26 protein-coding genes and 1 pseudogene are annotated in these 26,987 nt (G+C 70.2%); 22 read left to right on the top strand and 5 right to left on the bottom strand.

Annotation, left to right across the window (positions count from 1 at the left end; genetic code table 11):
• The first annotated feature begins 44 nt into the window (after positions 1–44).
• The 10 genes and pseudogenes from KDY119_RS18630 (at position 45) to KDY119_RS18585 (ending at position 9,966) form a co-directional block, all read left to right on the top strand.
• Positions 45–1,327 (top strand): IS3 family transposase gene (locus KDY119_RS18630; protein WP_085998084.1). Its coding sequence is split into 2 segments (ribosomal slippage): positions 45–318 and positions 318–1,327, totalling 1,284 coding nucleotides; the frame shifts between segments, so codons are not numbered across the junction.
• Between the two features lie 400 nt (positions 1,328–1,727).
• Positions 1,728–2,393: a ScbR family autoregulator-binding transcription factor gene (locus tag KDY119_RS18625; RefSeq protein WP_036955334.1), complete on the top strand. Its 666-nt coding sequence runs from the start codon at positions 1,728–1,730 to the stop codon at positions 2,391–2,393.
• Positions 2,394–2,626: 233 nt separating this feature from the next.
• A complete protein-coding gene (locus KDY119_RS18620) occupies positions 2,627–3,013 on the top strand; it encodes a peptidase inhibitor family I36 protein (protein WP_083891265.1) in 387 nt (128 codons plus the stop codon).
• A complete protein-coding gene (locus KDY119_RS18615; RefSeq protein ID WP_148284341.1) occupies positions 3,010–3,981 on the top strand; it encodes a hypothetical protein in 972 nt (323 codons plus the stop codon). The genes KDY119_RS18620 and KDY119_RS18615 overlap by 4 nt, the downstream gene beginning before the upstream one ends.
• Positions 3,978–5,003, top strand: coding sequence for an efflux RND transporter periplasmic adaptor subunit (locus KDY119_RS18610; protein ID WP_036955342.1), 1,026 nt, complete (start codon positions 3,978–3,980; stop codon positions 5,001–5,003). Before KDY119_RS18615 ends, KDY119_RS18610 begins: the two co-directional genes overlap by 4 nt.
• The gene (locus KDY119_RS18605; protein ID WP_036955344.1) at positions 5,000–5,695 is read left to right on the top strand and encodes an ABC transporter ATP-binding protein; all 696 of its coding nucleotides are present in this window, start codon (positions 5,000–5,002) and stop codon (positions 5,693–5,695) included. The genes KDY119_RS18610 and KDY119_RS18605 overlap by 4 nt, the downstream gene beginning before the upstream one ends.
• The gene (locus KDY119_RS18600) at positions 5,695–6,813 is read left to right on the top strand and encodes an FtsX-like permease family protein (RefSeq protein ID WP_036955348.1); all 1,119 of its coding nucleotides are present in this window, start codon (positions 5,695–5,697) and stop codon (positions 6,811–6,813) included. Before KDY119_RS18605 ends, KDY119_RS18600 begins: the two co-directional genes overlap by 1 nt.
• Positions 6,814–6,973: 160 nt before the next feature.
• Positions 6,974–7,165 (top strand): hypothetical protein, encoded by a 192-nt coding sequence (locus tag KDY119_RS18595; RefSeq protein ID WP_036955350.1) that lies wholly within the window; start codon positions 6,974–6,976, stop codon positions 7,163–7,165.
• 103 nt (positions 7,166–7,268) lie between these two features.
• Positions 7,269–8,441 (top strand): annotated as a pseudogene (locus tag KDY119_RS18590) (IS3 family transposase).
• 277 nt (positions 8,442–8,718) lie between these two features.
• On the top strand, positions 8,719–9,966 hold the full coding sequence (locus KDY119_RS18585) for an IS256 family transposase (protein ID WP_036955354.1): 1,248 nt from the start codon (positions 8,719–8,721) through the stop codon (positions 9,964–9,966).
• A gap of 121 nt (positions 9,967–10,087) precedes the next feature.
• Here KDY119_RS18585 and KDY119_RS18580 read toward each other — a convergent pair whose 3' ends face one another.
• On the bottom strand, positions 10,088–10,996 hold the full coding sequence (locus KDY119_RS18580) for a LysR family transcriptional regulator (protein ID WP_036955357.1): 909 nt from the start codon (positions 10,994–10,996) through the stop codon (positions 10,088–10,090).
• Positions 10,997–11,146: 150 nt separating this feature from the next.
• Here KDY119_RS18580 and KDY119_RS18575 point away from each other — a divergent pair, with 150 nt between their 5' ends.
• Complete coding sequence (locus tag KDY119_RS18575; protein WP_036955359.1) at positions 11,147–11,989, top strand: NAD(P)H-binding protein; 843 nt, start codon at positions 11,147–11,149, stop codon at positions 11,987–11,989.
• Positions 11,989–12,543 carry an anthrone oxygenase family protein gene (locus tag KDY119_RS18570; RefSeq protein WP_083891300.1) on the top strand — a complete coding sequence of 185 codons (555 nt, stop codon included), beginning with the start codon at positions 11,989–11,991 and terminating at the stop codon, positions 12,541–12,543. Before KDY119_RS18575 ends, KDY119_RS18570 begins: the two co-directional genes overlap by 1 nt.
• On the opposite strand, the gene KDY119_RS18565 is transcribed toward KDY119_RS18570, so the two are convergent.
• Positions 12,524–13,312, bottom strand: coding sequence for a hypothetical protein (locus KDY119_RS18565; RefSeq protein WP_153022638.1), 789 nt, complete (start codon positions 13,310–13,312; stop codon positions 12,524–12,526). The two genes, KDY119_RS18570 and KDY119_RS18565, sit on opposite strands and share 20 nt — an antisense overlap.
• Positions 13,313–13,429: 117 nt before the next feature.
• Here KDY119_RS18565 and KDY119_RS18560 point away from each other — a divergent pair, with 117 nt between their 5' ends.
• Positions 13,430–14,035 carry a TetR/AcrR family transcriptional regulator gene (locus KDY119_RS18560; protein ID WP_051137004.1) on the top strand — a complete coding sequence of 202 codons (606 nt, stop codon included), beginning with the start codon at positions 13,430–13,432 and terminating at the stop codon, positions 14,033–14,035.
• 14 nt (positions 14,036–14,049) lie between these two features.
• Here KDY119_RS18560 and KDY119_RS18555 read toward each other — a convergent pair whose 3' ends face one another.
• Positions 14,050–15,108, bottom strand: coding sequence for a hypothetical protein (locus tag KDY119_RS18555; protein WP_153022637.1), 1,059 nt, complete (start codon positions 15,106–15,108; stop codon positions 14,050–14,052).
• Positions 15,109–15,122: 14 nt separating this feature from the next.
• Positions 15,123–15,614, bottom strand: coding sequence for a MarR family winged helix-turn-helix transcriptional regulator (locus KDY119_RS18550; RefSeq protein ID WP_036955362.1), 492 nt, complete (start codon positions 15,612–15,614; stop codon positions 15,123–15,125).
• A gap of 27 nt (positions 15,615–15,641) precedes the next feature.
• Here KDY119_RS18550 and KDY119_RS18545 point away from each other — a divergent pair, with 27 nt between their 5' ends.
• The 8 genes from KDY119_RS18545 (at position 15,642) to KDY119_RS18510 (ending at position 22,630) form a co-directional block, all read left to right on the top strand.
• Positions 15,642–17,423 carry a chloride channel protein gene (locus KDY119_RS18545; RefSeq protein ID WP_085998085.1) on the top strand — a complete coding sequence of 594 codons (1,782 nt, stop codon included), beginning with the start codon at positions 15,642–15,644 and terminating at the stop codon, positions 17,421–17,423.
• Positions 17,390–17,776, top strand: a complete 387-nt coding sequence (locus KDY119_RS18540; protein ID WP_036955366.1) for an A1S_2505 family phage non-structural protein — start codon at positions 17,390–17,392, stop codon at positions 17,774–17,776. The genes KDY119_RS18545 and KDY119_RS18540 overlap by 34 nt, the downstream gene beginning before the upstream one ends.
• Positions 17,777–18,003: 227 nt before the next feature.
• Positions 18,004–18,690: a uracil-DNA glycosylase gene (locus tag KDY119_RS18535; RefSeq protein WP_036955369.1), complete on the top strand. Its 687-nt coding sequence runs from the start codon at positions 18,004–18,006 to the stop codon at positions 18,688–18,690.
• Positions 18,687–19,202, top strand: coding sequence for a hypothetical protein (locus KDY119_RS18530; protein ID WP_153022636.1), 516 nt, complete (start codon positions 18,687–18,689; stop codon positions 19,200–19,202). Before KDY119_RS18535 ends, KDY119_RS18530 begins: the two co-directional genes overlap by 4 nt.
• A complete protein-coding gene (locus KDY119_RS18525; RefSeq protein WP_083891267.1) occupies positions 19,199–19,852 on the top strand; it encodes a histidine phosphatase family protein in 654 nt (217 codons plus the stop codon). Before KDY119_RS18530 ends, KDY119_RS18525 begins: the two co-directional genes overlap by 4 nt.
• Before the next feature lie 33 nt (positions 19,853–19,885).
• Positions 19,886–20,437 carry a MarR family winged helix-turn-helix transcriptional regulator gene (locus KDY119_RS18520; RefSeq protein ID WP_227994438.1) on the top strand — a complete coding sequence of 184 codons (552 nt, stop codon included), beginning with the start codon at positions 19,886–19,888 and terminating at the stop codon, positions 20,435–20,437.
• On the top strand, positions 20,434–21,699 hold the full coding sequence (locus KDY119_RS18515; protein ID WP_036955382.1) for an MFS transporter: 1,266 nt from the start codon (positions 20,434–20,436) through the stop codon (positions 21,697–21,699). The genes KDY119_RS18520 and KDY119_RS18515 overlap by 4 nt, the downstream gene beginning before the upstream one ends.
• Before the next feature lie 10 nt (positions 21,700–21,709).
• Positions 21,710–22,630, top strand: coding sequence for an alpha/beta hydrolase (locus KDY119_RS18510; protein ID WP_036955384.1), 921 nt, complete (start codon positions 21,710–21,712; stop codon positions 22,628–22,630).
• Here the strand turns inward: KDY119_RS18510 and trpS are convergent.
• The gene (gene trpS, locus KDY119_RS18505) at positions 22,611–23,699 is read right to left on the bottom strand and encodes a tryptophan--tRNA ligase (RefSeq protein ID WP_036955387.1); all 1,089 of its coding nucleotides are present in this window, start codon (positions 23,697–23,699) and stop codon (positions 22,611–22,613) included. The two genes, KDY119_RS18510 and trpS, sit on opposite strands and share 20 nt — an antisense overlap.
• 359 nt (positions 23,700–24,058) lie before the next feature.
• Here trpS and KDY119_RS18500 point away from each other — a divergent pair, with 359 nt between their 5' ends.
• On the top strand, positions 24,059–26,968 hold the full coding sequence (locus KDY119_RS18500) for a LamG-like jellyroll fold domain-containing protein (protein WP_036955390.1): 2,910 nt from the start codon (positions 24,059–24,061) through the stop codon (positions 26,966–26,968).
• The last annotated feature ends 19 nt before the right edge of the window (positions 26,969–26,987 follow it).

Here is a 26,987-nt window from a genome sequence, read left to right as displayed (position 1 = left end):
CCGGGTTTGATGCCGCTCCTGTTTGAGTCCAGGAGGATGAGCACATGCCGAAGAAGATCGATCCGGAGCTGAGGGCGCGCGCGGTGCGTCTGGTGGGCGACCACGCCTCGGAGTACCAGAACCTGACCGCGGCCACGATCGCGGTCGCCAAGCAGCTCGGGGTGTCTCGGGAGTCGGTGCGCCGGTGGGTCGCCCAGGCTGGCGTAGACGACGGGACCCGGCCCGGGGTCACCAGCGAGGAGCTGGCCGAGATCCGCAAGCTCAAGGCCGAGAACAAGCGGCTGCGAGAGGCGAACGAGATCTTGAAGGCGGCCTCGATTTTCTTCGCGGGGGAGCTCGACCCCCGAAACCACTGATCGTGGGCTTCGTCGACCAGATGCGCGCCCAGGGGTATGCCGTCGAGCCGATCCTGACCGTGCTGGGAGACCAGGGCGTCAAGGTCGCGGCACGCACCTACCGGGCCTGGACCCAGACCGGCCGCGCAGTAGCCACGCGCACGGTCACGGACGCGGTCGTGATGGACACGGTCCGCGACATCGCGTGGAGGACCAACGAGCGTGACGGGTCGCGGAAGATGACCCCGGAGGGTCTGTACGGGCGGTGGAAGATGGTCGCCTACGTGCGCCGGCACCACCTGCCCCACGCGTCGTTCGGGGCGGTCGACCGCGCGATGACCGCGCTCGGCCTCGCGGGGGTGCGCCGCGACAAGGGTCTGCGGACCACGGTCCCGGCCAAGGACGGCAAGCGTGCCGGTGACCTGCTGGATCGGGACTTCACCGCCCCGTCCCCGAACCACACCTGGGTCACGGACTTCACCTACGTGCGCACCTGGGCCGGATGGACGTATGTCGCGTTCATCGTCGACTGCTACTCCCAGAAGATCGTGTCCTGGCACGCGTCCACCACCAAGCACGTCGACCTGGTCATGACCCCGCTGCGGATCGCGCTGTGGCAACGGGACCGCGAAGGCCACCCCGCCCCGGCCGGACTGATCCACCACTCCGACGCCGGGTCGCAGTACACGTCCGTGCGCCTGACCGAGCACCTCGCCCTCGAAGGCATCCGGCCCTCGATCGGGTCCGTCGGCGACGCGTACGCAGGCGCGCTGATGGAGTCCATCAACGGCCTGTACAAGGCCGAGTGCATCCGCACCACGATCTTCTCGGCCGGCCCCTACAAGACGATCAGCGAGGTCGAGTTCGCGACCGCCGCGTGGGTCGAGTGGTACAACAACCGCCGCCTGCACAGCACGCTCGGGATGCTGACCCCCACCGAGTACGAGTCCGCCCACTACGCTGCTCTCACCGAGCAGTTCCAACCCGCATAGAAGCGGCAGAGAACTTGGGGCGCTTCACGTCGACAGCCAACTCCAGTCATACGTGTGGCTCGTCAACCGAAACGACTACCTCGGCCACATTGGATTCGTCATCCAAGACGCGCATAGCCCTAATCTCGACCTGGCGCGCCAGTCATGGCCCGCCGGGCAACTAGCCCGCATCGAATGTGGCCGCTACACGATCCTGGACCTTTCACCATAGGCAACAAGCTGGGAAACCTTGTTAGCGATGCCGAGGCCCAACCGCGGCGACATTCGACAGAGGGTCAGGCGTAGGTCCTCCTGGCCGCCAACCAGGTTCGCACGGGCGGCCGTCCTGGCTCACGCTCGTATCGCTTCATCTAGAGTTGGCACCAGTCGAAGTGCTCAGCTCTGGATGGGAGGCGGACGCATGGAGGGGCGGGAACCCCAGCAGGATCGAGGGTACGCCAGGCGCGAGTCGATCCTGATCGGCGCGGCGACGATGTTTGAAGAGCTCGGATACGGCCAGACCTCTCTCAAGCAGATCGCCACTGCCGCTGGCGCGACCATGGGGTCGGTTTACTTCTATTTTCCAACCAAGGAGGCTCTCGCGCTCTCTGTTATTGAGGAGCAGTACCAGCGTACGTTCGACGTGATGGCGAGCGTTGGCGACGGTTGCGCGGGAATAGAGGTACTGGTGCGCACATCAGAGGCTATTGCAAGTTTGATGTTGCGTGACGTCGTCGTTCAAGCGGGGATCCGGCTCTCTATCGAACAGGGTTCACGGTGGCCTGCAACACGCGGCTTCTACCGCGGGTGGATGGACGGCCTAGTGCCGGCCCTGCAACAGGCTCAAGACATGAATGAACTCGATTCGTCGTTGACCCTGCAGGAGATTGCAGACATCCTGGTCCCATTCTTCACCGGCGTGCACATGATTTCAAAGGTGCTCACCGACCGTGACGACCTCTATCCGTCTTTACAGCGGATGTGGCACGTCATGATCGACGCCATCACCGCTCCTGACCAGAGGCCGCATCTTCGCGCCTTGGTGGCCGAGCTCTTCGGGGTGCAGCCCTCCGGCCGCGCGAGGTAGGTGGGCCACGTCGACCGCGGCCGCCAAGGCAGCGGTCGCCTGCTCAGGCTCGTGTTGCGAGGGCGCCGCCGCCTCGGCCCGACGCGACCCATCCGACGCGACCGAGGAGATCCGACGTCGAGAGTGGGGAGCTCGCGCCTGCTGTTGACGAACTAAGTTGAGCGTCATACTTTTTTCCGTCCGGCGGCGACGACGCCGCAGGACACAGTTCCAGTGACTGGAAGGGGAGATCAATGCGTGTCAGAAGGCGTCTAGCGGCGGTGCTCGTCGCGGGCCTGGCTGCGAGCGGGGCGGCGGTTGCTACCGCTGCCGGAGCGCAGGCGTCGACGAGCGACTGTGCCTCGACCTACACCTGTTGGTGGGTCGACACCGGGTACTCAGGTACCTACTACGGGTCGGCCATGAACCAGCTCAGCTGGCCCTCCGGGATCGCCAACAAGGACTCGTCCGTCTGGAACGACGGCACATCCGGCCAGGCAATCTTCACGTACAACTACAACGCGAACATCGAGGTCATGTACTGCGTCCGCAAGGGCGTGAAGGTGAGTTCGATCCCGTCTTCGAAGGCGAACCGGGGTAACAGCCACAACTGGAAGGCGCCCGACAGCGGATGCCTGTGACCTCTCTTCGTCGGGCCGGGGCCGTATGCCTGACCGGTGCCCTGGTGGCAGCGGTCGCAGCGTGCGGCTCCGGCCCCACACCTTCGGACGACTATCTCTCTGGCGCGCTGGCGCAACAGGTGACGCAGCGCATCCACGACCTGGACTACCCCTACGACGAGCAATCGTCGTTCGGCTTTCAGATGGGCAATCTTCAGACCCAGCTCATTCATGACTGCGTCGAAGCAACAGGCCTGAAGGTACCCCCGCCCGACCTGACCCAGCCGGACCCGGCAAGCTACGTCCCCGACGTGGCGACCTTGTGGCTGACCGCACCGCGGGACTTCGGCGTCGCTCGCTCGTTGAGCGACCCTACGGTGCTCGCTAGCCTGAGGGCGGCCATGGCGGGAGAGAGCAAGGACGGGTCGACTCACACCGGCTACCCCGACGACTACGACACCGTTGTGTACGGGAGCACAGACGATCCGAAGGACTGGCTGACCTTCTCCATCGGAGATGGCGGCGAGGTCCAGGTACCGGTCGGCGGCTGCTTTGGTCAGGCGACACAGCAGATGTATGGCGTGCCGGCCGTGGACTATGAGCGCGCCCGCCACGAGATGCCCAAGGTGGCGGACGTTCTTGCCGAGGCCGTCTCGTCGAAGAAGGTCCGCTCCGCCGTCGGGGCCTGGTCCTCGTGCATGAAGAAGAAGTCGTACACGGCCAAGGACCCGAGCGAGCTTGGGCAGTCCCTGTCGGACTGGCTGACCGGGGCCGTAGACGGGAAGATGACGGTGCAGCAGGTACAGGCTAAGGAGGCCGCGTTGGCTGTCGCCGACAAGGACTGCAAGACGTCGAGCGGCCTCGGTACGGCCGCCGACGAGTCGTTTGTCGATGCGGCGGACAAGGCGCTCAACTCCAAGCAAGGTGTCGTCAGTGCCTACCGCGAGATGAACGACCACGCGCTCAAACTGCTGGCGAAGCGATCGTGAGCCGCCGCCTGCTCACGGTAGTGGCGGGTGGATGTGGCCTCGTGCTCGGTTGCGTGATCGTCATCGTGCTCGCGCTCACGGTCGGAGTCCCGAGCAGCGTCGCGGACCGGCCGACAAGCGAGGATGACCGCGTTCCCGTCACGGCACCTGTCACCCAGACGACGATCGAACAGACCCAGGTGCTGACGGGCAGTCTGACCCCAGCATCGCGGACCGACGTTGTGGCCGATTCCGGAATCGTCACGGCCATGCCGGTCAAGGACGGTGCGGCCGTCAAGGGTGGGCAGGTCATCGCGGACGTCAACGACGAACCTGTCCTCGCGCTCGAGATGCCGTTCGCTCTGTGGCGCGACCTCGATGTCGGCGCCACTGGCGCGGACGCTCGAGCGGTCCAGGACGGCCTCAAGAAGGCCGGGTTGTTCGACGGCAGCACGACAGCAGCGCTGTCCCAGTCGACGTTTGACGCACTCGGACGGGCCGACTCCCGGCTTCGCAAACCCCCGCTCCGCGTCGCCAGCATCGCTCCCGTCGACCGGACGGGGTCTCGTCTGCAGGCTCCCGGCCTGTCGGTCGGGGTCAGAGTCGATGGAGATCATGCGATCGCGATCACGCGGCGCAGCGATGTCCTCGCCGTGGGCGATGGCGGTGCAGCGGCCGAAACCGTCCACGCGGGCCAGGAGCTGCGCCTACAGGGCGACGACGGTGAGACCGACTGGACGGGCACCCTGACCAAGGTCAGCTCGACATCGTCACAGACGCTCCTTTCCAGCCAGGCAGACAAGCCGCTGCCCGACAAGATCGCCGGGGCGCTGGTCGTCACCGCCTCCACGTCCAAGCCGGTGCTGGCAGCTCCCCGCGTGGCCCTGCAACCACAAGCCGACGGGACCACCACGGTCGACGTGGTCGAGGGGGCCAAGCACCACAGCGTCCAGGTCACGCAGGGCCTGTGCGACGCCGACCGCTGCGAGGTAACCCCGACCGGCGGGGCCTTGCATCCGGGTGACGATGTGGTAGTGCGATGAGCGTTGTCCACGTCGCGCCCGTCGAGCTCCGCGCGGTGACACGCACCTTCGACGGCGGAAAAGTGCGGCCGCTCGAAGACGTCGATTTGACGATCGACGGGCCCGGCTCGCTCGCACTCATCGGGGCGAGCGGATCCGGCAAGACAACACTGCTCAACATCGTCGGCCTACTTGACGAACCCGACGCGGGAACCGTCCTGGTCGGCGGTGCCGTCGTCTCCACACTCGACGACAGGGCGGTCACCCGTCTTCGGGCCCGGCACTTCGGGTTCGTCTTCCAGGATGCCCTCGTCGACCCCCGACGGACAGCCCGAGAGAACGTCGCACTCGGCCTCGCCTTCGCCGGAATCGGTGCGCACGAACGGGGCCTCCTGGCCGACGAGGCTCTCAGTAAGACCGATATGAGCCACCGCGCGAACACCTATGCGGGGGACCTGTCCGGTGGTGAACGCCAACGCGTCGCGGTGGCCCGTGCGATCGCTCACCGCCCACCGGTCCTGCTGTGCGACGAACCGACCGGCAACCTCGACCCGGCCAACACCGAGCGCGTCTTCGCCCTCCTCAGCGAGTACGCCACAGCAGCAGCCGTGGTCGTCGTCACCCACGACCTCGACCTCGCCCAACGCTGCGCGCGCGCCTTGCAGGTGACCGGGGGAGGTCTACGCCCCGCGTTCGAATCCGCGGTGACCTGATGCGCGACGCCCTCACCCACGTCGCCACCAACATCACCCGGGCATGGGGACGGAGCGCGGCATTCGCGGCGGCGGCGTTCCTCGCGGCGGGACTGCTCGCCTTCGGCGTCACCCAGGCGAGCTCGAGCCAGGACCGGATCACCGGCGACTTCGACTCTCTGGCAGCCACACGGCTCCAGGTGACCACCCCCATCCGGGGCCTCGCAGACCCCATCCTGACCCGCCCTCAGATGACCGCGATCGAGCACATCCGCGGCGTCGTCGCCGTTGCCTGGGTGACCTCCCGCGACGTCAGCCTCGCGGCCGACCCCCGCACCCCGACATCGACGCGCTTGTGGACCGTCTACGAGAACCCCGCGGCCCTGGGACTCACGCTGGACAACACGACGTCGCAGCTCACCGCGGGACTGTACCTAGGAGGAGCAAGCGACCTAGCTCGGGCCGGTCTGCCCCGATTCAGCCATGTCTTCGTCGGCGGCACGCCCGTCATTCTCGACGGCACGGTGACGTCCTCCCCGGTCCTTCCGGACCTCCTCCAGGCGGCACTTCTCGTACGACCAGCAACAGAGCCGGACTTGTCCACCTCCGGCGAGCTGGTGGTCCAGGTGCATCCCGGATGGGCCAACTACGTGGGAGACAGGCTCGCCACCCAGATCGCACCAGGCAACGAGAGCTCCGTCTTGGTCGCATATCCGCCCGAGCCCGCAAACCTGCGCGACAGCGTCACAGGGTCGGTCAGCACGCTCGTCCTGCTCGTCTCGGCAGCCCTGCTCGTCGTCGGTGCGCTCGCCGTCACCGTCGGCACCTTCTTCCGGGTCATGGCCGAACGTCGACTCCTGGGCCTCTACCGGGCCATCGGCGCCAGTCGCGTGTTCGTCTCCGGAACTATTGTCCTCGAGGCCGCCATCACCGGCACGATCGGAGGACTCACGGGAACCCTCGCAGGCGTTGCCGCGGCTGCGGTTTGGGCGCTTGTCAGCGAGACTGCGCTCAGCATCCCAGGGGGCCTGCTCGCTCTCGGAGTCCTGGCAAGTCTCGTCGCGAACACACTGGGCTCTCTCCTACCCGCGGTGAAGGCTGTGCGTGAGCCACCTCTCGCAGCGATCCGTGCGCGCTAGGTTGACCACGGAACCATCCCGACGGCGACACGACGGCCTGGCAGTCAGACTTGTGGCCGCTGTTGATCAGCGTTGTGATCTGAGCCGAGCGGTTTGGCCGGATGCTCGGGTAGAAGCGTGGCGTCTGGTGTGATCTCCTCCGCTCCCGTAGCGTTACCACGTGCCCACGACCGTTGTTCCCGAAGCTCGCCGCCTTGCGCGGCGCGGCCACGTCGGTGACGACGGTCTGACGACTCAGGAGCGCATCGCGATGGCGCGGCGCTACCTCGAGGAATCCAACCGGCCAGTCCCGGAGTCGGTGATGCATCTCGTCCGCGAGCGACTCATCGCTGAGCGTGCTGACCTGGCGTGAGGCACGCAGGTCTGACCGCGTAGAACTAGAACGGGGGACTGCTGCACCAACAGGTGACACCCGACGTGTGGTGCCGTGAGGCGCTGCTGGAAGGATGTTCATCATGCCCGCACCCCACCCCAAGGAGTTCCGCGACGATGTCGTGGCCGTCGCCCGTCGCGGCGAGGCCCCGGTCAAGCAGATCGCGAAGGACTTCGGGATCTGGCGAGTCCTGCCTGCGCAACTGGATGCACGCCGCTGACGTCGAGGACGGCAACAAGCCCGGCGTGACCGCGTCCGAGTCGGCCGAGCTGCGTGAAGCACGTCGCCGAGTGCGCCTGCTCGAGCAGGAGAACGAGGTCTTGCGCCGGGCTGCGGCGTACTTCGCCCAGGCGCACCTGCCGGGAAAATGAGCTACCCGCTCGTCCGTGAGCTCGCCGGCGACGGGATCCCCGTCGCGGTGACGTGCCGGGTGCTCGACCTCGCTCGCCAGCCCTACTACCGGTGGCTCACCTCGCCCGTGACCGCCCGGGAGATCGAGCAGGCCTACCTCGCCAACGCCCTGTTCGACGCCCACACCGACGACCCGGAGTACGGGTACCGGCTGCTGGCGGACGAGGCCCGGGAGGCCGGGCACGACGCGTGCGACCGAACCATGTGGGCCCGGTGCGCGGAGAACTCGTGGTGGTGCGTGTTCGGCAAGAAGAAGGGCAAGGGCGGCAAGCGGCCCTGACCGCCCTCGCACGACGACCTCGTGAACCGCGACTTCACCGCCGAGACCCCGAACGAGCTGTGGCTGACGGATATCACCGAGCACCCCACAGCCGAGGGCAAGGTCTACCTGTGCGCGATCAAGGACGTGTACTCGAACCGGATCGTGGGGTACTCCATCGACTCGCGGATGAAGTCGTCCCTCGCGGTTCAGGCGCTCGAGAACGCCGTCGCCCGGCGGGCCGTGGACGGCACCGACGTGACCGGCTGCATCGTCCACTCCGACAGGGGCAGCCAATTCCGAAGCCGGAAATTCCTGGCCGCGCTGCGCACCCACGACCTGGTCGGGTCCATAGGCCAGGTCGCCTCCGCCGGCGACAACGCCGCCATGGAATCGTTCTTCGCGCTACTGCAGAAGAACGTCCTGGACCGGCGCCGCTGGACCACGAGACACGAGCCGCGGATCGCGATCATCACCTGGATCGAACGGACCTACCACCGGCGTCGCCGCCAGCAGCGCCTGGGACGCTTGACCCCGATCGAGTTCGAGACCATCATCACCACTCAGGTCGCACTCGCCGCCTGAGATCACCTGTCACCTGTTGGTGCAGCAGTCCCCGGTTTGTCTGCGCTGATCCTGCTGATACGAGCTATGAACCGCGTCGGGGCGCCTACCATCCCAGGCCCTGGGAGCGTGAGGTTCAGACCGTAGTGCGAACGACCCACCCCCCAAGTTGAGTCCCGCATAGTGGTGTAGCGCGGTCGCCAGGGTCGTCGCCGGACGTGGTTCGGCGAGACGTGAAGCGGCCACCGCGTGATCCTTCGAGTGAACCTTCCAGAGCACTCTCGAACGGAGCATCACGATGACCGCACCACACATCATCGACCCTGCCGGCCTGCTTGGCGAGGCCCTGGCCGAGGCGTCCCCGGACCTGATGCGCAGCTTGCTGCAGTCGATCATCAACGCCCTGTTGTCCGCGGACGCGGACAACGTGGTGGGCGCGGAGTGGGGCCGCCCGTCGTCCGAGCGCACCGCTCAGCGCAACGGGTACCGGCACCGGGACCTGGACACCCGGGTCGGGACCCTGGACGTCGCGATCCCCAAGCTCCGGTCCGGCACGTACTTCCCCGACTGGCTCCTCGAACGGCGCAAGCGCGCGGAGACGGCGCTGATCACGGTGGTCGCGGACTGCTACCTCGCCGGGGTCTCCACCAGACGGATGGACAAGCTCGTGAAGACCCTCGGCATCAACGCCCTGTCGAAGTCGCAGGTCTCGCGGATGGCGAGCGACCTGGACGCCCAGGTCGCCGCGTTCCGGCACCGGCCCCTGGACGAAGCGGGGCCGTTCACGTTCGTGGCCGCGGACGCGCTCACGATGAAGGTCCGCGAAGCAGGACGCGTGATCAACGCCGTCGTGCTCGTGGCCACAGGGGTGAACGGGGACGGGCACCGCGAGGTGTTGGGCATGCGGGTCGCGACCGCGGAGACCCGCTCGGCGTGGAACGAGTTCTTCGCCGACCTCGTCGCCCGCGGCCTCGCGGGCGTCAAGCTCGTGACCTCCGACGCCCATGCAGGGCTCGTCGAAGCGATCGCGGCGAACCTGCCCGGCGCCACCTGGCAGCGGTGCCGCACCCACTACGCCGCGAACCTGATGGCCATCACCCCCAAAGCACTGTGGCCGGCGGTGAAGGCGATGCTGCACTCCGTCTACGACCAGCCCGACGCCGCATCCGTGAACGCCCAATTCGACCGGCTCCTGGACTACGTCGCAGGCAAGCTCCCCAAGGTCGCCGAGCACCTCGACGCCGCCCGCGCAGACATCCTCGCCTTCACCGGCTTCCCGAAAGACGTGTGGACCCAGATCTGGTCCAACAACCCCGCCGAACGCCTCAACAAGGAGATCCGCCGACGCACTGACGCCGTGGGCATCTTCCCGAACCGCGACGCCATCGTCCGCCTCATCGGAGCCGTCCTGGCCGAACAGACCGACGAATGGGCCGAAGGACGCCGCTACCTCGGACTCGACCTCCTCGCCCGCTGCCGCCTCACAACCGCCACCGCGACAGGAACCGAGGTGAACACCGACCCCGTCCTCGAACTCACCGCCTAACCCCACGAGAGGTCACGCACCGCTACACCACTACCGGGGACTTGACCAACGAGACCCCCGGTCGGATGTCCGACCGGGGGTCTCGTCGTCTCCGCCGGGTCCGCGACCCGGGCGTCCGGTGTCAGCCCGCCAGCAGCGGGCTGTCGGTGGTCGCGGCGAGATCCGTCGCGGTGCGGCAGAAGGCCAGGATCCGCTGGGTCTCCGCGGCGCGTCGCCAGATCAGGCGCCACTCGAACCGGGGACCGTCGGTGATCGGGACGTACGCGACGTCGGGCCGGGCGTCGTACCGGCTCGCGTGCGTGGGGACGGGGAAGACGCCGCGGCCGGCGCCGACGAGGGCGAGCATCTCCTGGACGGTCGCGAACTCCGGTCCGCGCTCGACGACCCGGCCGCCCGGCGTCTGCGGGGGGACGGAGAGCGCGTCGAGCTCGTCCGGGACCCCGCGCGGGCGGAGGACCTTGTCGCGGGCGAGGTCGTCGACCGTCACCGAGGCGCGGCGCGCGAACGGGTGCCGTGCCGACACGGCCAGGACCGGGGCCTCGGTGAAGAGGACCGGGCTCTGGACGAGTCCGGGGTCGGACGCCGGCGCCGCGAGCAAGAGGACGTCGGCGGCGTCGTCGTGGAGCAACCCGATGCCGTCGGTGTACCGGCTCTCGACGATCTCGACCTCGCAGGCGGGGTACCGCGTGTGGAAGGCGTGCGCGACCTGCAGGACGAACTGGCCGACGGCGGTACCGAGGAAGCCGACGCGCAGCACCCCGTCGACGCCGCGTCCGGCGGCGACGGCGCGCGCGAACCCCTCGAGGATCTGCCGGTAGGCCGGTTCGACGTCCGCGTGGAGGCGCTCGCCGATCGGTGTGAGCGCCACGCGGCGGCTCGTGCGGTCGAACAGCGGCGCCCCGACAGCGCGCTCGAGCTTCTTTACGGACTTGCTGACCATCGCCACGGAGACGTGGAGCCGCTCTGCGCTGCGGCCGAAGTGCAGCTCTTCGGCGACGGTCAGGAAGATCTCGATCTCACGCCGCTCCAACGACGACCTCCTCGATCACCGGCTCCGCGTGAACCTCTGGGTTGACGATCCTTGCACGACTGCTCGTTGTTGCCGACCCCACGGGATCAGAGGGTGGTGACATCCGAAGCGCCCGACCAGGGCCTTCACGAAGGCGAAGGGGTCGTCCTCATGACCGACAACGAAGAACTGACGCTCGTCCTCGGCGGTACCGGCAAGACCGGGCGACGGGTCGTGCAGCAGCTCACCCGCCGCGGCGTCCGGGTGCGGATCGGCTCGCGCGCGGGTGGTGTGCCGTTCGACTGGGAGGACCGGTCGACCTGGGCAGGCGCTCTGGACGGGGTGCGCGCCGTCTACGTGTCGTACTACCCGGACCTCGCCGTCCCGGGCGCGCCGGAGGTGGTGGGTGCGTTCGCCGAGCTCGCGGTGGCGTCGGGTGCGCGCCGCCTCGTGCTGCTCTCGGGTCGCGGGGAGGAGAGCGCCGTGGCCACCGAGCAGTCCGTCGCGTCGTCCGGCGCCGACTGGACCGTCCTGCGTGCGAGCTGGTTCGCCCAGAACTTCAGCGAGAACTACCTGCTCGAGCCCGTGCTGGCCGGCGACGTCGTGCTGCCTGCGGGTGACGTGCTCGAGCCGTTCGTCGACGCCGACGACATCGCCGCGGTCGCTGCCGCCGTGCTCACCGAGGACGGCCACACCGGCACCGTCTACGAGCTCACGGGTCCCCGTCTCCTGACGTTCGCCGACGCGGTCGCGGCCATCGCGGACGCGTCGGGCCGGGAGATCGGCTACACGTCCGTGCCCGCCGACGACTACGCCGCGGCGCTCACGGCCGAGGGTGTTCCCGCCGACGTCACCGACCTGCTGACGTACCTGTTCACCACGGTGCTGGACGGTCGCAACGCCCAGGTGTCCGACGGGGTCCAGCGTGTCCTCGGCCGCCCGGCGCGGGACTTCGCCGACTACGCCCACGACACCGCCGCGACCGGCGTCTGGACCAGCGAGGACGCCGCGTGATGCGCCTGCGGAACGCCACCCTGCTGGCGGCGACGCTGTGCACCGGGCTCATGGCCGGGCTCTTCGCCGCCTTCGCGTACTCGGTCATGCCGGGGCTGGCGAGGTCGTCCGACCGCACCGTCGTCGAGGCCATGCAGCGCATCAACGAGGCCATCATGAACCCGGTCTTCATGCTCCTGTTCATGGGCGCGATCCCGTTGCTCGGCGCGGCGGTCGTCCTCGTCTGGCGCGAGCCGGGTAGGCCCGCCCTCGCCTGGCTCGTCGCGGCGCTGACCTGCTACCTGGTCGCGTTCCTGGTGACCAGCGGGGCGAACGTCCCCCTGAACGACCAGCTCGCGCAGGCTGGGTCCACCGGGCACATTAAGCACCTGGCCACGGTCCGGGACGACTTCGAGACGCCGTGGGTCGCCTGGAACGTCGTCCGCGCCGTCCTGCACACCGCGTCGTTCGCCTGCATGGCCTGGGCGCTGCTGCTCGTCGGTGCCCGTCGCCCGGAACGGACCGAGGACCGCGCGGCGCTCGCGCCCCCGACCGTCACCAGCGTCCCGCGGTGAGACCCGCCCCACCTCCCTGCCGCCGCCGGGCGCGCGTCCTTCGGGGCGCGCGCCCGCGGTTCGCGGCGGCGCGGCGGGTGGGCGGCCACACCGCGACGATGGCGGTGACGGCCAGCCCGACGACGAAGCCCTCGGCGGTCACGAGCCCGTGGGCGTCGTCGACGGCGACGAAGGCGACGGCTCCGAGCACCGGTACGAACCCTGCGACGAGGCGTTCACGAACGGGCGCCGCGCGGTGCAGGACGACCGCCGCCGCGAGCGTCGCCGCCAGGAAGTAGGTCGCGCCCGAGCTCCCCGCGAAGTTCCGCGGGTCCGCCGCCGACGTGGTGACGGCGTCAGCCCCCGACGATCCGGGCAGGGCCCGGAGCAGCGTCCCGACGACACCGTCCACGAGCCCGGGCAGCAGGGCGCCCGCTGCGAAGAGCACGACGGCGAGGACGTCGCCCCACCACAGGCCGGCCGCCGCGGCGACGAGCGCGAGCGTCACGAGGTTCCACGTGGTGCCGGCCGCACCACCGTTCTGGAGGAAGACCGCGGTGAACGGGCGCCACCAGCCGGTGCGCGCGGGGTCGTCGTCGAGCGTGGCCATCGCCCCCGACCACGCCGCCTGGACGACGAGACCCGTGACCGCGAGCCCGACCAGGACGACGGCGGCCCACGGCACCGTCCGGGCGGCCACTGCCGACCGCGGGTCGACGAGCGTCGCGGCAGCCCGGAGCATGAGCAGCATGAGCACCGCGGTGACGACCGCGGAGGCGATCTCGGCCATCAGACCCTCCTCCGATTCTAACGCCGTTAGAACCTGTGTTGATGAGGCTACTCGCGCACTTCGCACGGATCAAGAGAGTGCCGACCGAACGCCGTTCGATAGGCTCGCACCGTGGCGATGAACGTGGACCGGATCGTCGAGGCCGGCATGGCGGTGTTCGCCGAGGTCGGGTACGAACGGCTGTCGATGAGACTCGTCGCGGCCCGGCTCGGGGTGCAGGCGGCCAGCCTCTACTACCACGTGCGCAACAAGGGGATGCTCGTCACGCTCATGGCGGACCGCGTCGCCCAGGAAGGCCTCGACGCCGGCACGGCCGCGCTCGCCGGCCTGCCCGACGACGCGACCGCGCGCGACCGCGTCGTCGCGCAGCTCGCCGCGCTCCGTGTCAGCCTCCTGCGCCACCAGGGGAGCGCGCGGCTCCTGTCCAGCAGCCCCGGCACCCTCGGGCCCGGGGCGCTCGGGCTCATGGAGCGCCTGCTCGCCACGCTCGCCGACACCGGCCTGCCCGACGACGACGCCATCGTCGTCGCGGACGTCCTCCTCAGCTACGTGACCGGGTTCGTCACGCAGGAGCAGGCCGATCCGGTCGGCACGACCCTGCGGCCCGAACCGGTCGTCCCGGCCGACGTGTACCCGCGCACCGCGGCGCTCGCGGGCCGGTTCGACGACGACGCCATGTTCGTGCGCGGCGTCCGACAGCTCGCCCGGCTCGTCCCGGGCTGACGGTCCGGCCGAGGTCAGGACAAGGCGTCCGCGACCTCGGCGTGGAGCCGCAGCAGCGGGACGGTGCGCTCGGCCGGGCCACGCCCGAACCCGCACTCGGTCGCGATGCCGAACTCCGGGACGGCCGTCCGGGCGGCGGTGGCCCGTCGCAGGGCGCCCGCGACGCCGTCCTCGTGATGCACGAGGCCGAGGAACACGGTCGCGCCGCTCGGCCACTCGGCGTCGGCCAGGGGAGCGAAGTACGCCTCGTCGTCGCGCTCGATCGGGACGGGCAGGTGGATCCAGTCGACCGGGCGGGTCACGGACCGTGCGATGCCAGTCACGACGTCGGCGAGCGTGCCCGCGTCCTTCGGCTGGACGAAGTGGTGCTCCTCGACGTCGCCGTAGCAGAGGTGCCAGCCCAGGGAGACGTCGTCGGGCACGGCGGCGGCGTAGCGCGCGGCCCGCTCGACGACTCCGGCGAGCACCTCGGACGGCTCGTCGGACCACCAGGCGCGCATGCGGTGCCCGCGGATCTCGGCCCGTTCCAGCAGGCCGAACTCGAGCGCGGTGTCCCACTGGATCGCGAGGTCGTCGTGCGGGATCCCGTCGAGGATGCGGTCGAGCTCGGCGAGCACCGCACGCTCGTAGACGGGCTCCACGGCGGCCTTGGCGTCGTCGGCGAAGAAGCTGCCGACCACCCCGGCCGGGGTGGGCAGAGAGACCTGGAACCGGACGCCCGCGGGGATCACGCCGTCGTCGCGCAGGCGGGAGAACGTCCTGTACGACTCGAGCGCCGCGTCCGCGTAGCCGAGCGGGGGGAGCTCGAGCGACGCGGCGTCCACGCCCGGCCCGACGGCGATGGGCCGGTTGTCGAACAGCCCGCGCAGCAGCGGACCGGGCTCGCCGACCCGCACCAGGCCGGGCGTCGCGTCGAAGCGCGACTTCTGGAACTGGATCCAGTAGAAGCGTTCACCGACCTCACCGTCGGGGATGCGGGCGACACCGTTCCCCAGGGTGTCGGCGACGACACGGAACACGGACTCGGCGTCGGGCTGCGAGACGCTGCCGACCAGGTGGGAGAGCACAGGCACCTGGCCATTGTCCGTCACCAGCCGAGGGCGGCGAGACCGCCCGACGTCGCCGGGTCGGGTTCGTCGGCGGCGTCGGCGAAGGCCTGCAGCGCGGCGACGAGGCCCGCCCGCTCGCGGGTCGACATGGCCGAGACGATCTTGGCGATCTCGGCGCGTCGACGGTCCGTCACGTCGGCGACGATGCCGCGCCCGTGAGCGCTGAGGGTGAGCACCACCTCGCGCCGGTTGCCGGGGTTGTCGTGGCGCTCGACGCAGCCGGCCGTGACGAGCCGGTCGACCATGCGCAACGCCGTGGACGCGTTGACCCCCAGCGACTTCGCGAGTCCCGCCAGGTTGGTGCCGGGGCTGCGCTCCAGCACCACGAGCATGCGGAACTGCGTCAACGAGACGGCGCCCTCGACGTCGGACAGCGACCGCGCGGAGACGCCGACGAGAACGCGGGACGCCGTGAGGAGGGCTGTGACCAGGTCGTCCGTGGGCTGTTGCTGGTCCGATGAGTCATGCACAGAGCAATCGTTGCATAATGCAGTACCGTGCGTCTCTCATCGATCTGGTTCTGGCTCCGCAGCTCCGCCACGGGGCTCCTCACCCTCGCTCTGCTCGTCGGGGCGGGGGCCGGCGGCGGCGCCATCGTCTTCCGCTGGCTGATCCAGACCTTCACGAGGCTGTTCACGGGCTTCGACGACTACTCGGCGCAGGGGCACGCCGCCAACCCACACCTGCCGGGGCTCGGGCGCTGGTTCGTCCTGCTGGCGCCCGTGGTCGCCGGGCTGCTCTACGGCCCGCTCGTCCACTTCTTCGCCCGCGAGGCCCGCGGCCACGGCGTGCCCGAGGTGATGTACGCCGTCGCGCGGCGGGGCGGGCGGATCGCTCCTCAGGTGGCGGGGGTCAAGGCGCTCGCCTCGGCCCTGTGCATCGGCGGCGGCGGCTCGGTCGGCCGTGAGGGTCCGATCGTGCAGATCGGGTCCGCCCTCGGGTCCACGCTCGGACGCCTCACCCGCGTCGCGGAGCCGCGGATGCGCGTCCTCGTCGCCTGCGGCGCCGCCGGGGGCATCGCGGCGACGTTCAACGCGCCTCTCGCCGGCGTGTTCTTCGCGATGGAGCTCATCCTGCGCGACTTCACCGCCGAGTCCTTCGGCATGGTCGTCGTCTCGTCCGTGACCGCCAGCGTCATCGGGCGCGCCGCGCTCGGCGACGCACCGTTCCTGCAGCTCCCGTCGTTCCACGTCGAGCACCTCGGGCAGTACGGGCTGTTCATCCTGCTCGGTCTGCTGGCCGGCGGCGCCGGTGTCCTGTTCACCCGGGTGCTGTACGCGGTCGAGGACCTCTGCGACGCCGGCTGGCGGTTCGTGCGTCTGCCCGAGTGGGCGCGGCCCGCCCTCGGTGGTCTGCTGCTGGGCGGACTGCTCCTCGTGCTCCCCGAGATGTACGGGGTCGGCTATCCGGTGCTCGGGAACGGGATCGCGGGCGCCTACGCGGTCGGGTTCCTCGTCGTCCTCATGCTCGGGAAGATGCTGGCCACGAGCCTCACCATCGGGATCGGGGGCTCGGGAGGCGTCTTCGCGCCCAGCCTGTTCATCGGCGCGATGCTCGGGTCCGCGTACGGGCAGGTCGCGCACCAGCTCGCCCCGGGCCTCGCCGGACCCGCGGGCGCCTACGGGCTGATCGGGATGGGCGCCGTGTTCGCCGGGGCGGCCCGCGCACCCATCACCGCCGTCGTCATCATGTTCGAGCTCACCGGCGAGTACTCGATCATCCTCCCGCTCATGGCCGCGATCGTGCTCGCGACCGGGGTCAGCAAGCTCCTGTCCCACGACACCATCTACACGCTCAAGCTGCGCCGTCGGGGCGTCGACCTCGACGAGCCCGAGCGCGCAGCCGGCCTCGTCGACCGCACCGTCGACCAGGTCGTCCGTCCGCTCGGCCCGACCGTGCGCGAGTCCGACCGGCTGGCGGACGTCTCGTCGGTGGTCGCCCGGTCCGCGCTCGGACGGGTCCTCGTGGTCGACGACGACGGCGACTACCGCGGCGTCCTCACCGCCCGGGCGCTCGCCGACACGCTCGCCGACGGCCGGCACGAGACCGCCCAGGTCCGCGACGTCGCCGAGGCGTCGCCGACCGTCACGTCCACCGACACCCTCGACACCGCCCTCGACGCCCTGGAGGCCGCCGACGGTGCCGTCCCGGTGCGCGGTGCGGACGGCGTGGTCGTCGGCTGGCTGAGCCACCAGGCCGTGCTGGCCGCCCGGCACCCCGGCGCGGCCACGCCTACCGTGGGGGGATGGTCGCCCGACGCCGCACCAGCCCCCGCGTGATCACCGACCTCGCCGACGGTGAGGTGTTCGTGTTCGGGTCCAACGCCTCCGGGGCGCACGGCGGCGGGGCCGCACGGACCGCCTACGAGCGGTTCGGCGCGGTCTGGGGCCAGGGCCACGGTCTGCAGGGGCGGTCGTACGGGATCGACACCATGTCGGGGTGGGACGCGCTCGTGGCCGACGCCGAGGACTTCCTCGCGTTCGCGCGCGAGCACCCGGAGCTGACGTTCCTCCTCACCCCGGTGGGGACCGGGATCGCCGGATGGGATGCCGTGCGGGTCGCGCCGCTGTTTGCCGGAGCGCCCGGGAACGTGCTGCTCCCGGAGGCGTTCACCGAGGCCCTGGGCGGCTGACGTCCTGAAGTTCGCACGCTACGCAACACCGCAGTGCCACGATCGGCGGTCGTGCGTCGGTCTTCGGGCGGTTTGCCGGACCTCGGAGCGGGGGTGAGGGTGGCCCTGCGGGTGGAGGTGTTGCTTGGCGCGGAAACTCCGGGCCCAGCGGCCGCTCCGCGAGAGCTCGGCAGCGTGGGAGAGCCCATGATGGCAGGTCCGCCCGGCCGTGACTCTAGGCTGGCCGCGTGACGACGACGACTCCCGCACCCCTCGCGGAGCTCCTGGACCCGGGCTGGGCGCGCGAGCTGGCACCCGTCGAGCCGGTCGTGCACCGGATGGGCGAGTTCCTGCGCACCGAGAACGCTGCGGGACGCGGCTACCAGCCCGCCGGGTCCAGCGTGCTCCGCGCGTTCACGTACCCGTTCGACGGGGTGCGCGTGCTGATCGTCGGGCAGGACCCGTACCCGACGCCCGGCCACCCGATGGGGCTCTCGTTCTCCGTCCAGCCCCACGTGCGCCCGCTGCCGGGAAGCCTGCGGAACATCTTCACGGAGCTGCACGACGACGTCGGCGCGCCCGAGCCGTCGACCGGTGACCTCACGCCGTGGTGCGAGCAGGGCGTGATGCTGCTCAACAGGGTCCTGACGGTCTCGCCGGGCACGCCGGGGTCGCACCGCGGCCAGGGCTGGGAGGAGGTCACCGACCGCGCGATCGACGCGCTCGCCGCCCGCGGCGGTCCGCTCGTCGCGATCCTCTGGGGGCGCGACGCGCAGTCGCTGCGACCGCGCCTGGGCGACATCCCGGTCGTCGCCACGACGCACCCGTCGCCGCTGTCCGCGTACCGCGGGTTCTTCGGCTCGAAGCCGTTCTCCCGGGTCAACGAGCTCCTCGCCCAGCAGGGCGCGGACCCGATCGACTGGACCCTGCCGTGAGCGAGGAGCCCCGCACCTGGTTCGAGGTCGGGGGACGCACGACCGACCCGGCGGTGGCGGCGGCGCGCTTCGCCGTCGTCGCGTCGGCCCTCGGCGCGCACGTCGCCGACGCCGACGTCGAGGTGCGGGTGGACGGCGCGAGCGTCCCGGCCGTCGTCGTGAACGCCCTCGAGTCGCTGCGTGCCCGACGACGACGGCGCTGGGCCCGGCGGGTCCGCGTCCAGGTCGCGGAACCCGGCCGCGGCGTGGACGCGCCGTCGTCGGACGCCCAGGTCCGCCGGGCGCGCGCGGACGTCCAACGCGTCGCCGGGTACACGCACGTCATGCTCGTCGGGGCCGACGGCGCGCTCGTCGGGGGCGTGCACGAAGGGCTCGTCACGGCGGCGCTCACCGCGCGCGAGGTCGCGCTCGTGACGTCGCGTCTGGGCGAGCAGCCGGTGGAGATCGTGTCGCCGCCGACGGGGCTCGCGGCGCTCCTCTCGATGAAGCCGCGCGGCGGGCAGCAGCGATGAGCGTGGTCGCCGTCGTGCGGGAGGTGCTGGTCGTCCGGCACGGCGAGGCGTACAACACCGTCGAGCCCGACGGCGCACGCGAGGTCGCGGACCCGTCGAACCCGCCGCTCACCCCGCGCGGCGAGGCGCAGGCAGCCCTGCTCGCGCCGGTCGTGTCCGCGTTCGCGCCCGACGTAGCCGTCTCGAGCCCGTTCCTCCGGGCCGCGCAGACGGGGGCGGCGGCGCTCGCTGAGGTGGTGGTGCCCGCCGTGCTCGACGTCCGGATGTGCGAGCACTTCTTCTACGAGCCGCTGGACACGTTCGTCGGGATCGACCTCGTCGACTACCGGGCGCGGTTCGAGGCGCTGTACGAGATGCCGGCGGAGCTCACCGAGCGGGCGACGTATCCGGAGTTCCCCGAGGGGGAAGGATCGGTGGCGCGACGGGTCGGTGCGCTCGCCGACGACTGGCGGGCTCGCGGCGACTGGGAGCGGGCGGTGCTCGTCGGGCACGGGGCCACGGTGTCGGCGCTCGTCGCCGCGCTGGTGCCGAGCGCCGCGGTCGTCGCGCCGGACGTCGGTCACTGCTCGGTGACGCGCCTGGTCGAGCGGCCGGACGGGGAGTGGGACGTGGTGTCGCTGTTCGACGTCGGCCATCTCCGAGATTTGTGACAGCGCTTATATAAGCGCTGTTATGATCGACGCGTGACTGACTCGTCGACCTCTGCCCCGACACCCGATCGCGCCATGCCCGAGCGCCTCGACCCCGTCGTCTGGCGCCCGCTCACCCTCCTGCTGCGCGACCTCGACGACCAGATCGCCTCGCTCTACACCGGCGCCGGGATCGAGGGCGTCAAGCCGCGTTACTCGCTGCCGCTCGTCTGGCTCGACCAGGACGGTCCCCTCGCCATCCGCGCCCTCGCCGAGCGCTGCGACGTGACGCACTCCGCGATGAGCCAGACGGTCTCCGCGATGCGCGACGCCGACCTCGTCCGCAGCGCCAGCGGCCCCGACGCGCGCACCCGCCTCGTCGAGCTCACCGACCGCGGGCGGTCGCTCGTCGCTTACCTCGCCGACGAGTGGAACGCCACGGAGGCTGCCGTGCGCGAGCTCGAGGCGGAGCTCCCCTACCCGCTGACGCGCGTCGTCGACGACCTCCACGCCGCCCTCGCCCGCCGGTCCTTCCGCGACCGGGTCGCGGCCCGGATGACGCTCGCCCGCCCCGACGACGCCGGAACCGCCGGGCCATCGTCGTGAGCGCGCTCAGCGCGCTCGTCGACGTCCGACCGCTCAAGGACGCGCCCTTCCGGCGCCTCTGGCTCGGCTCGACCGGCAGCCAGCTCGGCACCCAGATGACCGCCACCGCCGTCATGCTGCAGCTCTGGCACGACACGGGCAGCACGGTCTGGACCGGCGCGGTCGGGATCGCGCACGTCGTGCCGCTCGTCGTCGTGGGTCTCCTCGCCGGATCGTTCGCGGACCGCCACGACCGGCGGCGGATCGTCCTCGCGGCGACCGCCGCGCAGCTCGTCGTCTCCGCCGCCCTCGTCGCCCAGGCGCTCGCGGGCGGGATCGCGCCCGGTGCCCTCCTGGTGCTGGTCTTCCTCCAGACCACCGCCGGCTCCGTCGGCGGCCCCGCCCGGCGCACGTTCACGGCCGCCCTGCTCGAACCACGTCACGTCGCTGGCGGCTTCGCGCTCATGGGCATGTCGTTCCAGCTCGCGGTGCTGCTCGGGCCCGCACTCGCCGGGCTCGTCGCGGGCACGTGGGGCGTCGCCGGCTGCTACCTCGTGGACACCGTGAGCTTCCTCGGGTCCCTCTACGCCGTGTGGCGCCTGCCCGTGCTGCGCGCCGAGCGGACCGACGCCCCCACCCGCGGCACCTGGGCGACCGGTGTGCACGACGCCGTCGACGGGCTCCGCTACGTGGCCCGCCACCCGCTCGTCCGGGCGGCGTTCGTCGTGGACCTCGCCGCGACCGTCCTCGCGATGCCCGTCAGCCTGTTCCCGGCGCTCAACGACGAGAGGTTCGACGGCGCACCCCAGACCTTCGGACTGTTCGCGGCGGCCCTCGCAGGCGGCGGGATCGCCGCCAACGTCGTGTCCGGGACGTTCACGCGCCGCGGTCGTCCCGGCGCGACCATGCTCGTCGGGGCGATCTGCTGGGGCGTGTTCCTCGCGGTGGCCGGGGCCGTGCAGTCCGGCTGGGCGACCCTGCTGTTCCTCGCGTTGGCGGGCGCGTCGGACACCGTGTCCGTGGTGTCGCGCGGCACGCTCGTCCAGACCGTCACGCCCGACGCCTACCGTGGCCGGGTCGCGGCCGCGGAGCTCGCCGTCGGCGCGGGCGGGCCGGACCTCGGGAACATGCGTGGCGGCGTCGTCGCGGGGCTGACCTCGCCCACGGCCGCGATGGTGAGCGGCGGCCTCGCGTGCGTGGTCGTGGTCGGGGCGCTCGCCACCCGGGTCCGCGAGCTGCGTTCCTCCCGGGTGTCGGAGACGGCCGTCGGCAGCGGCGGCTAGGGTCTCGGCCATGCGGCTGGAGCTGTCCTCCCTGATCGACCCGTCGCTCCTCCCGCTCGTCGAGGGCTCGCGTGCGTTCTACGCGCGCCGACCTCCAGGCCGCGGGCCCGCGAGCCGGGACCAGCTGCTCGCCGTCCGTGCGGCGGTGCCCGCACCCGCCGGCTGCGAACCGCCCCCGGCGCTGGAGGTGGTGAGCGCCGGCGGCCGGACCGTGCCCGTCCGGATCCATGTCCCGGCAGGTCGGCCGGCGACCGGCGTGGTCCTGGAGATCCACACGGGAGGCTTCTACCTGGGTTCGGCCGCGGGGAGCGACGTGACGAACCGCCGGCTCGTCGACGCGCTCGGAGTCGCCGTGGTGAGCGTCGACTATCGGCTCGCCCCGGAGCACCCGTGGCCGGCCGCTCCCGACGACTGCGAGACGGCTGCGCTGTGGCTCGCCGCGAACGCAGCAGCGCGGTTCGGGACGACGCGGCTCGTCATGGGCGGGTGCTCCGCGGGATCGACGCTGGCGGCCGCGACCCTGGTCCGGCTGCGTGATCGCGGCGTCCACGCGTTCCGCGGCGCGGTCCTCCAGTGCGGGACCTACGACCTCTCGGCGCAGACGCCCGCGGGGCGTCTCATCGCCGACGAGTACTTCCTCGACGCCTACGCCGGTGCTGCCCCGGACCGGACCGCCCCGGACCTCTCACCCGTCTTCGCGGACCTGGCGAGCCTGCCGCCGGTCCTGATGGTGATCGGCGCGGACGACATCCTCCTCGAGGACAACCTGGCGATGGCTGCGCGGCTCGTCGCCGCGGGCGTCGACGTCGACCTGCGTGTCTACCCGGCGTCGCCCCACGCGTTCACGGGGCGCGCGACCCCGATGGCGCAGGCGGCCCTGGCCTCGGTCGACGCGTGGCTCCGCGGTCGGCTCAGTACACCATCCCCATAGCGGCGCGGACCTCGTCGAGCGTCTTCTCGGCGACCTCGTTGGCGCGCTCGTTCCCGCGGCGCAGCACCTCGTGGACGTAGCCGGGGTCGGCGGCGAGCTCCGCGCGTCGGGCACGGTGGGCCGCGAACCGCTCGTTGATCGCCTCGGTGACGAACGCCTTGAGCGCGCCGCCACCGCCGTCGCCGATCTCCTCGGCGATCTGGACCGGGTCCCCGCCGGTGGCGAGCGCCGCCGAGGTGAGCAGCGCCGACACGCCGGGCCGGTTCGCCGGGTCGAAGGAGATGTGGCGGTCCGAGTCGGTCGGGGCCTTGCGGATGACCTTCGCGGTCTCGTCCGCGGTCATGCCGAGCGCGATCGTGTTGCCGTACGACTTCGACATCTTGCGGCCGTCGAGCCCGGGAATCTCCGGGGAGGTGGACAGCAGCGCCTGGGGCTCCGGGAAGACCGGGTTCTTCTTGGCGTAGCGCTCGTTGAACCGCCGTGCGACGACGCGGGTCTGCTCGATGTGGGGGAGCTGGTCCTTGCCGACCGGGACCAGGTTGCCCTTGCAGAACAGGATGTCGGCGGCCTGGTGCACCGGGTAGGTCAGCAGCAGCCCGGACAGCGCCCGCTCCGACGCCGCCAGCTCGGCCTTCACGGTCGGGTTGCGGAGGAGCTCCGCCTCCGTGACGAGCGACAGGAACGGCAGCAGGAGCTGGTTCAGCGCGGGCACGGCGGAGTGCGTGAAGATCGTCGAGCGCTCCGGGTCGATCCCGGCCGCGACGTAGTCCAGCACGAGGCCGCGGACGTTGTCCTGGATGTTCCCCGTCGTCTCGCGGTCCGTGATGACCTGGTAGTCCGCGACGAGCACCCACGTCTCGACGCCCTGGTCCTGCAGGACGACGCGCGACGCGAGCGTCCCGAAGTAGTGGCCGAGGTGCAGGGCGCCGGTCGGGCGGTCGCCCGTCAGGACGCGGTAGCGCTCGGGGTGCGCGTCGAGGTCCGAACGGATCGCCTCGGTGCGGCGGAGCGACTCGGCGAACGTGTCGGACGTCGCCGACGAGGCGGGGGTGCTGGCGGTGCTGGACACGCCCCGAGGGTATCGCGGCGTGTGGACTCGTCGCGGCGACCACTGAGCGGTGCCCATCGCGGTGCTGTCCGACCCTCTGGAACCGCCGGCATTTGGGTATTGCCGTAACGCAAGAAGGTCGATAGGTTGTCGCTCGCCATCAGTTGCCTGTGAGTGTCATGGGGACAGATGCATGGCTCGTCCGAGGGGGACGTGCAAGGTTGCGACTGCTGTTTCATAAAACAGTAGTCCTGGAAGATAGAGGACGAGCCATGTCGTTGCGACGGTCGAGCGCGCCCATTTCTGGTTCTGTCAAAGCAGGCGTCGGAACAATAGTCGGCTCGGGCCGCGGCCTGCGAGGCGGCGTCGCAACTCTGCTTGTGATCGGCTTGCTGCCCCTCTCAGTTGGCTCCGCGGCTGCAGACGAGTCTTCCTCGATCCCGTGCACCGGGCAGGCGGAGCAGGCCGCCGACGCGGTCGCGCAGGCGGCGTCGTGCTCGTCGCCGGTGGAGCTGATGAGTGCCGACACGGCGTACCAGACGGTGCATGTGAACCCTGACGGCACGACGACGTACGACATGGGTTCGGAGCCGGTGCGGACCAAGGTGTCGGGGGCCTGGAAGCCGATCGATCGTTCGCTCGTCGGTGGGACCGGCGGCATCGAGGTCGCCTCGCCGATCGCGCCGATGACGTTCTCGGACGGCACTGCAGGTCAGCCGCTCGCGAAGATCGCGACCGGTGGCCATGAGCTGAGCATGGACGTCCCGTTCGACCTGCCGGCACCGGAGATCTCGGGTTCGCAGCTGACCTACGACGACGTGCTTCCGGGGGTCGATCTGATCGTCACCGTGGACGACGACACGGCGGGGTTCGGTGAGGTGCTGCGGGTCGATTCGCCGCAGGCTGCTGCGAATCCCGCGCTGGCGGAGCTGGAGTTCCCGCTCGCGACGAGCGGTGACTTGGATGTGGTGAGTGCGGGCGGGGGGTTCGAGGCGCGCGATTCTGCTGGTGAGGCGGTGTTCACGGCGCCGCAGCCGCAGATGTGGGATTCGTCGGCGGACGGCGTGATCGCTCAGGCGGACGCTCAGACGGTTCTGGCCGCGCCGTTCAGCCTGAGCGACGACGAGGAGAGTGCTTCGCCAAGGGTCGAGGCCCCGTCGGCCGCGGACGTGTTGGGCGACGACGTGGCAGCAAACCGTACGGTCGCTCCGGTCGAGGGTGACCATGTCGTGCAGATGCAGACCACGGTCACGGACCAGGACGTCACGGTCGCGCCGGACGGCGCGATGCTGACGGCTTCCGGCACGACGTGGCCGGTGTTCATCGACCCCAAGGTCAAGTCCAAGACACCGGCGGAGTGGGTGATGATCGACTCGGCTGCGCCTGACTACACGTACTACAAGTTCGACCCGGACCAGGGGATGGGCCTGTGCGACTACGCGGTCACGACGGCGTGCAACAAGACGCGCAAGCAACGGGTGATCTGGGAGTTCGACGATCTGGACTGGCTCGGCGACCTGGCAGGGGCGGACGTTACGAAGGCGACGTTCAAGGCCTTCGGTACTCATTCGTGGGACTGCACTCCGCGGGGTGTGACGGCGTACGTGTCGAAGAACATCTCAACCGGGACGACGTGGAACTCCAACGCCAGCTTGTGGGGCACCGGGGACTATGTCGCGCAGCAGCAGATCACGGTGGCGCACAAGTCCGCGTGCCCGGACTCGCCAACGAGGTTCGTGTCGTGGGACATCACGAAGGCAGCGAAGTGGGCTGCGGACACGAACAAGAAGTCGTTCGCGATCGGGCTGAAGGCGCACACAGAGGCCAGCATGCAAGAAGGCTGGAAGCGGTATCGCAAGGACGCGAGCATCTCGATCACGATCGAGCGGGCACCATATGCGCCGACGGATCTCAAGTTTACCGACCCAGCGGGTGCATGCACTACGACCGACTCGGCCCGGCCCGTCCTTCGCACAACTACAGGCGCGCTCACACTCAGTGCGCAGCTGAATGACCCTGACGACAACGACAGTGCGACCCAGGACCAACTGAAGGGCCACTACGAGATCTTCACGGTCGATGGCGCCACGAAGGTGTGGTCGTACGACATGACCTCGGCACACCCCGCTCGCACGCCGATCCCGGTTTCTGTGACGGCGGGCAAGCTTAAGGACGGTGTGGCCTACTACTTCGACGCGTATGCGACGGACAGCGCGGGTAAGTCCGGACCCCACTCGGCAAAGTGCGAGTTCTACATCGAGACGTCACCCCCTTCCGTCGCGCCTGGCGTAACGGTGGTCTCGGGTCCGTACCACAACTCGACGACGCCGAGCGGGGCGGTGGGGACACCCGGGACGTTCACGTTCACCAACGGTGGGGCGAACGACATCGTGTCCTACAAGTACAACTTCGACGACGATGCCATGACGAAGGCCGCGAGCCCTGGCGCGAACGTGACGTTCACTCCGACCAAGCCGGGCAAGCACACCCTGTACGTGGAGTCGATCGACCGTGCGGGCTGGGCGAGCGACAAGCACACAGAGTTCGTCTTCTACGTGCGGGTGACCGGCGTCGAGTCGGAGTGGCGCATGACGGAGGGCACCGGCTCGACGGTCGTGGATGCCCAGCATCCGGGTGATGTGACGCGCAGGTTGAATTTGACGGCTGCTACCTGGGTGGACGGCCCGATCGGTGACCTCGACGGCGACGGATTCGCCGACTCGTCGGCGGTTCATTTCAATGGCACTGCCGCTCAATATGGTCAGACCAGTTCCGAGCCGCTCGCGACGGATCAGAGCTTCTCCGTGTCGGTCATGGTGCAGATCGACGCGGCCACCCGGAACGCGACTGCTGTCAGCGTCGACGGTGCGCATGCGAGCGCGTTCCAGCTTGCTCACCGGTCGGGTGCCGAGTGTGCGGGTGCGCCGGTCAACGGGTGCTGGAGCTTCTTCATGAACAGCGCGGACGTTGCGCGTCCGACGACGACCTTCGTGACGGCCCCGGACGAAGTGGTGACGGGACAGTGGACGCAGCTGACTGGTGTCTACGACGCCACGGCAAAGACCGCCACGTTGTACGTCTGCACACCAGGAACACCTGACAATCCGGTCGCCCACACAGCGAGCTTCACGACGCCATGGATGGCGTTCGGTAACTTCCAGGTCGGCCGCGGGCGGTACAACGACGCAGCGACCGATGCCTGGCCCGGCGCTATCGGGGCGATCCACGTCTATAAGGGGATCGAGTCGACGACGCAGATCCACGACACCTGCCTGGGGGCCGGCGCATGAGGATGAAGGGACAGCTGCT

This window comes from Luteimicrobium xylanilyticum (assembly GCF_009429125.1).
Classification (GTDB): Bacteria; Actinomycetota; Actinomycetes; order Actinomycetales; family Cellulomonadaceae; genus Luteimicrobium; species Luteimicrobium xylanilyticum.
The sequence above is the reverse complement of the archived record's forward strand: the minus strand, read 5'-3'. Positions and strand labels throughout refer to the sequence as shown.

Bases quoted from the DNA above. Each gene is read 5' to 3' on its own strand.
- KDY119_RS18625 (WP_036955334.1), top strand. From the start codon at position 1,728: ATGGAGGGGCGGGAACCCCAGCAGGATCGAGGGTACGCCAGGCGCGAG.
- KDY119_RS18620 (WP_083891265.1), top strand. From the start codon at position 2,627: ATGCGTGTCAGAAGGCGTCTAGCGGCGGTGCTCGTCGCGGGCCTGGCT.
- KDY119_RS18605 (WP_036955344.1), top strand. From the start codon at position 5,000: ATGAGCGTTGTCCACGTCGCGCCCGTCGAGCTCCGCGCGGTGACACGC.
- KDY119_RS18600 (WP_036955348.1), top strand. From the start codon at position 5,695: ATGCGCGACGCCCTCACCCACGTCGCCACCAACATCACCCGGGCATGG.
- KDY119_RS18585 (WP_036955354.1), top strand. From the start codon at position 8,719: ATGACCGCACCACACATCATCGACCCTGCCGGCCTGCTTGGCGAGGCC.
- KDY119_RS18575 (WP_036955359.1), top strand. From the start codon at position 11,147: ATGACCGACAACGAAGAACTGACGCTCGTCCTCGGCGGTACCGGCAAG.
- KDY119_RS18570 (WP_083891300.1), top strand. From the start codon at position 11,989: ATGCGCCTGCGGAACGCCACCCTGCTGGCGGCGACGCTGTGCACCGGG.
- KDY119_RS18565 (WP_153022638.1), bottom strand. From the start codon at position 13,312: ATGGCCGAGATCGCCTCCGCGGTCGTCACCGCGGTGCTCATGCTGCTC.
- KDY119_RS18560 (WP_051137004.1), top strand. From the start codon at position 13,430: ATGAACGTGGACCGGATCGTCGAGGCCGGCATGGCGGTGTTCGCCGAG.
- KDY119_RS18540 (WP_036955366.1), top strand. From the start codon at position 17,390: ATGGTCGCCCGACGCCGCACCAGCCCCCGCGTGATCACCGACCTCGCC.
- KDY119_RS18525 (WP_083891267.1), top strand. From the start codon at position 19,199: ATGAGCGTGGTCGCCGTCGTGCGGGAGGTGCTGGTCGTCCGGCACGGC.
- KDY119_RS18510 (WP_036955384.1), top strand. From the start codon at position 21,710: ATGCGGCTGGAGCTGTCCTCCCTGATCGACCCGTCGCTCCTCCCGCTC.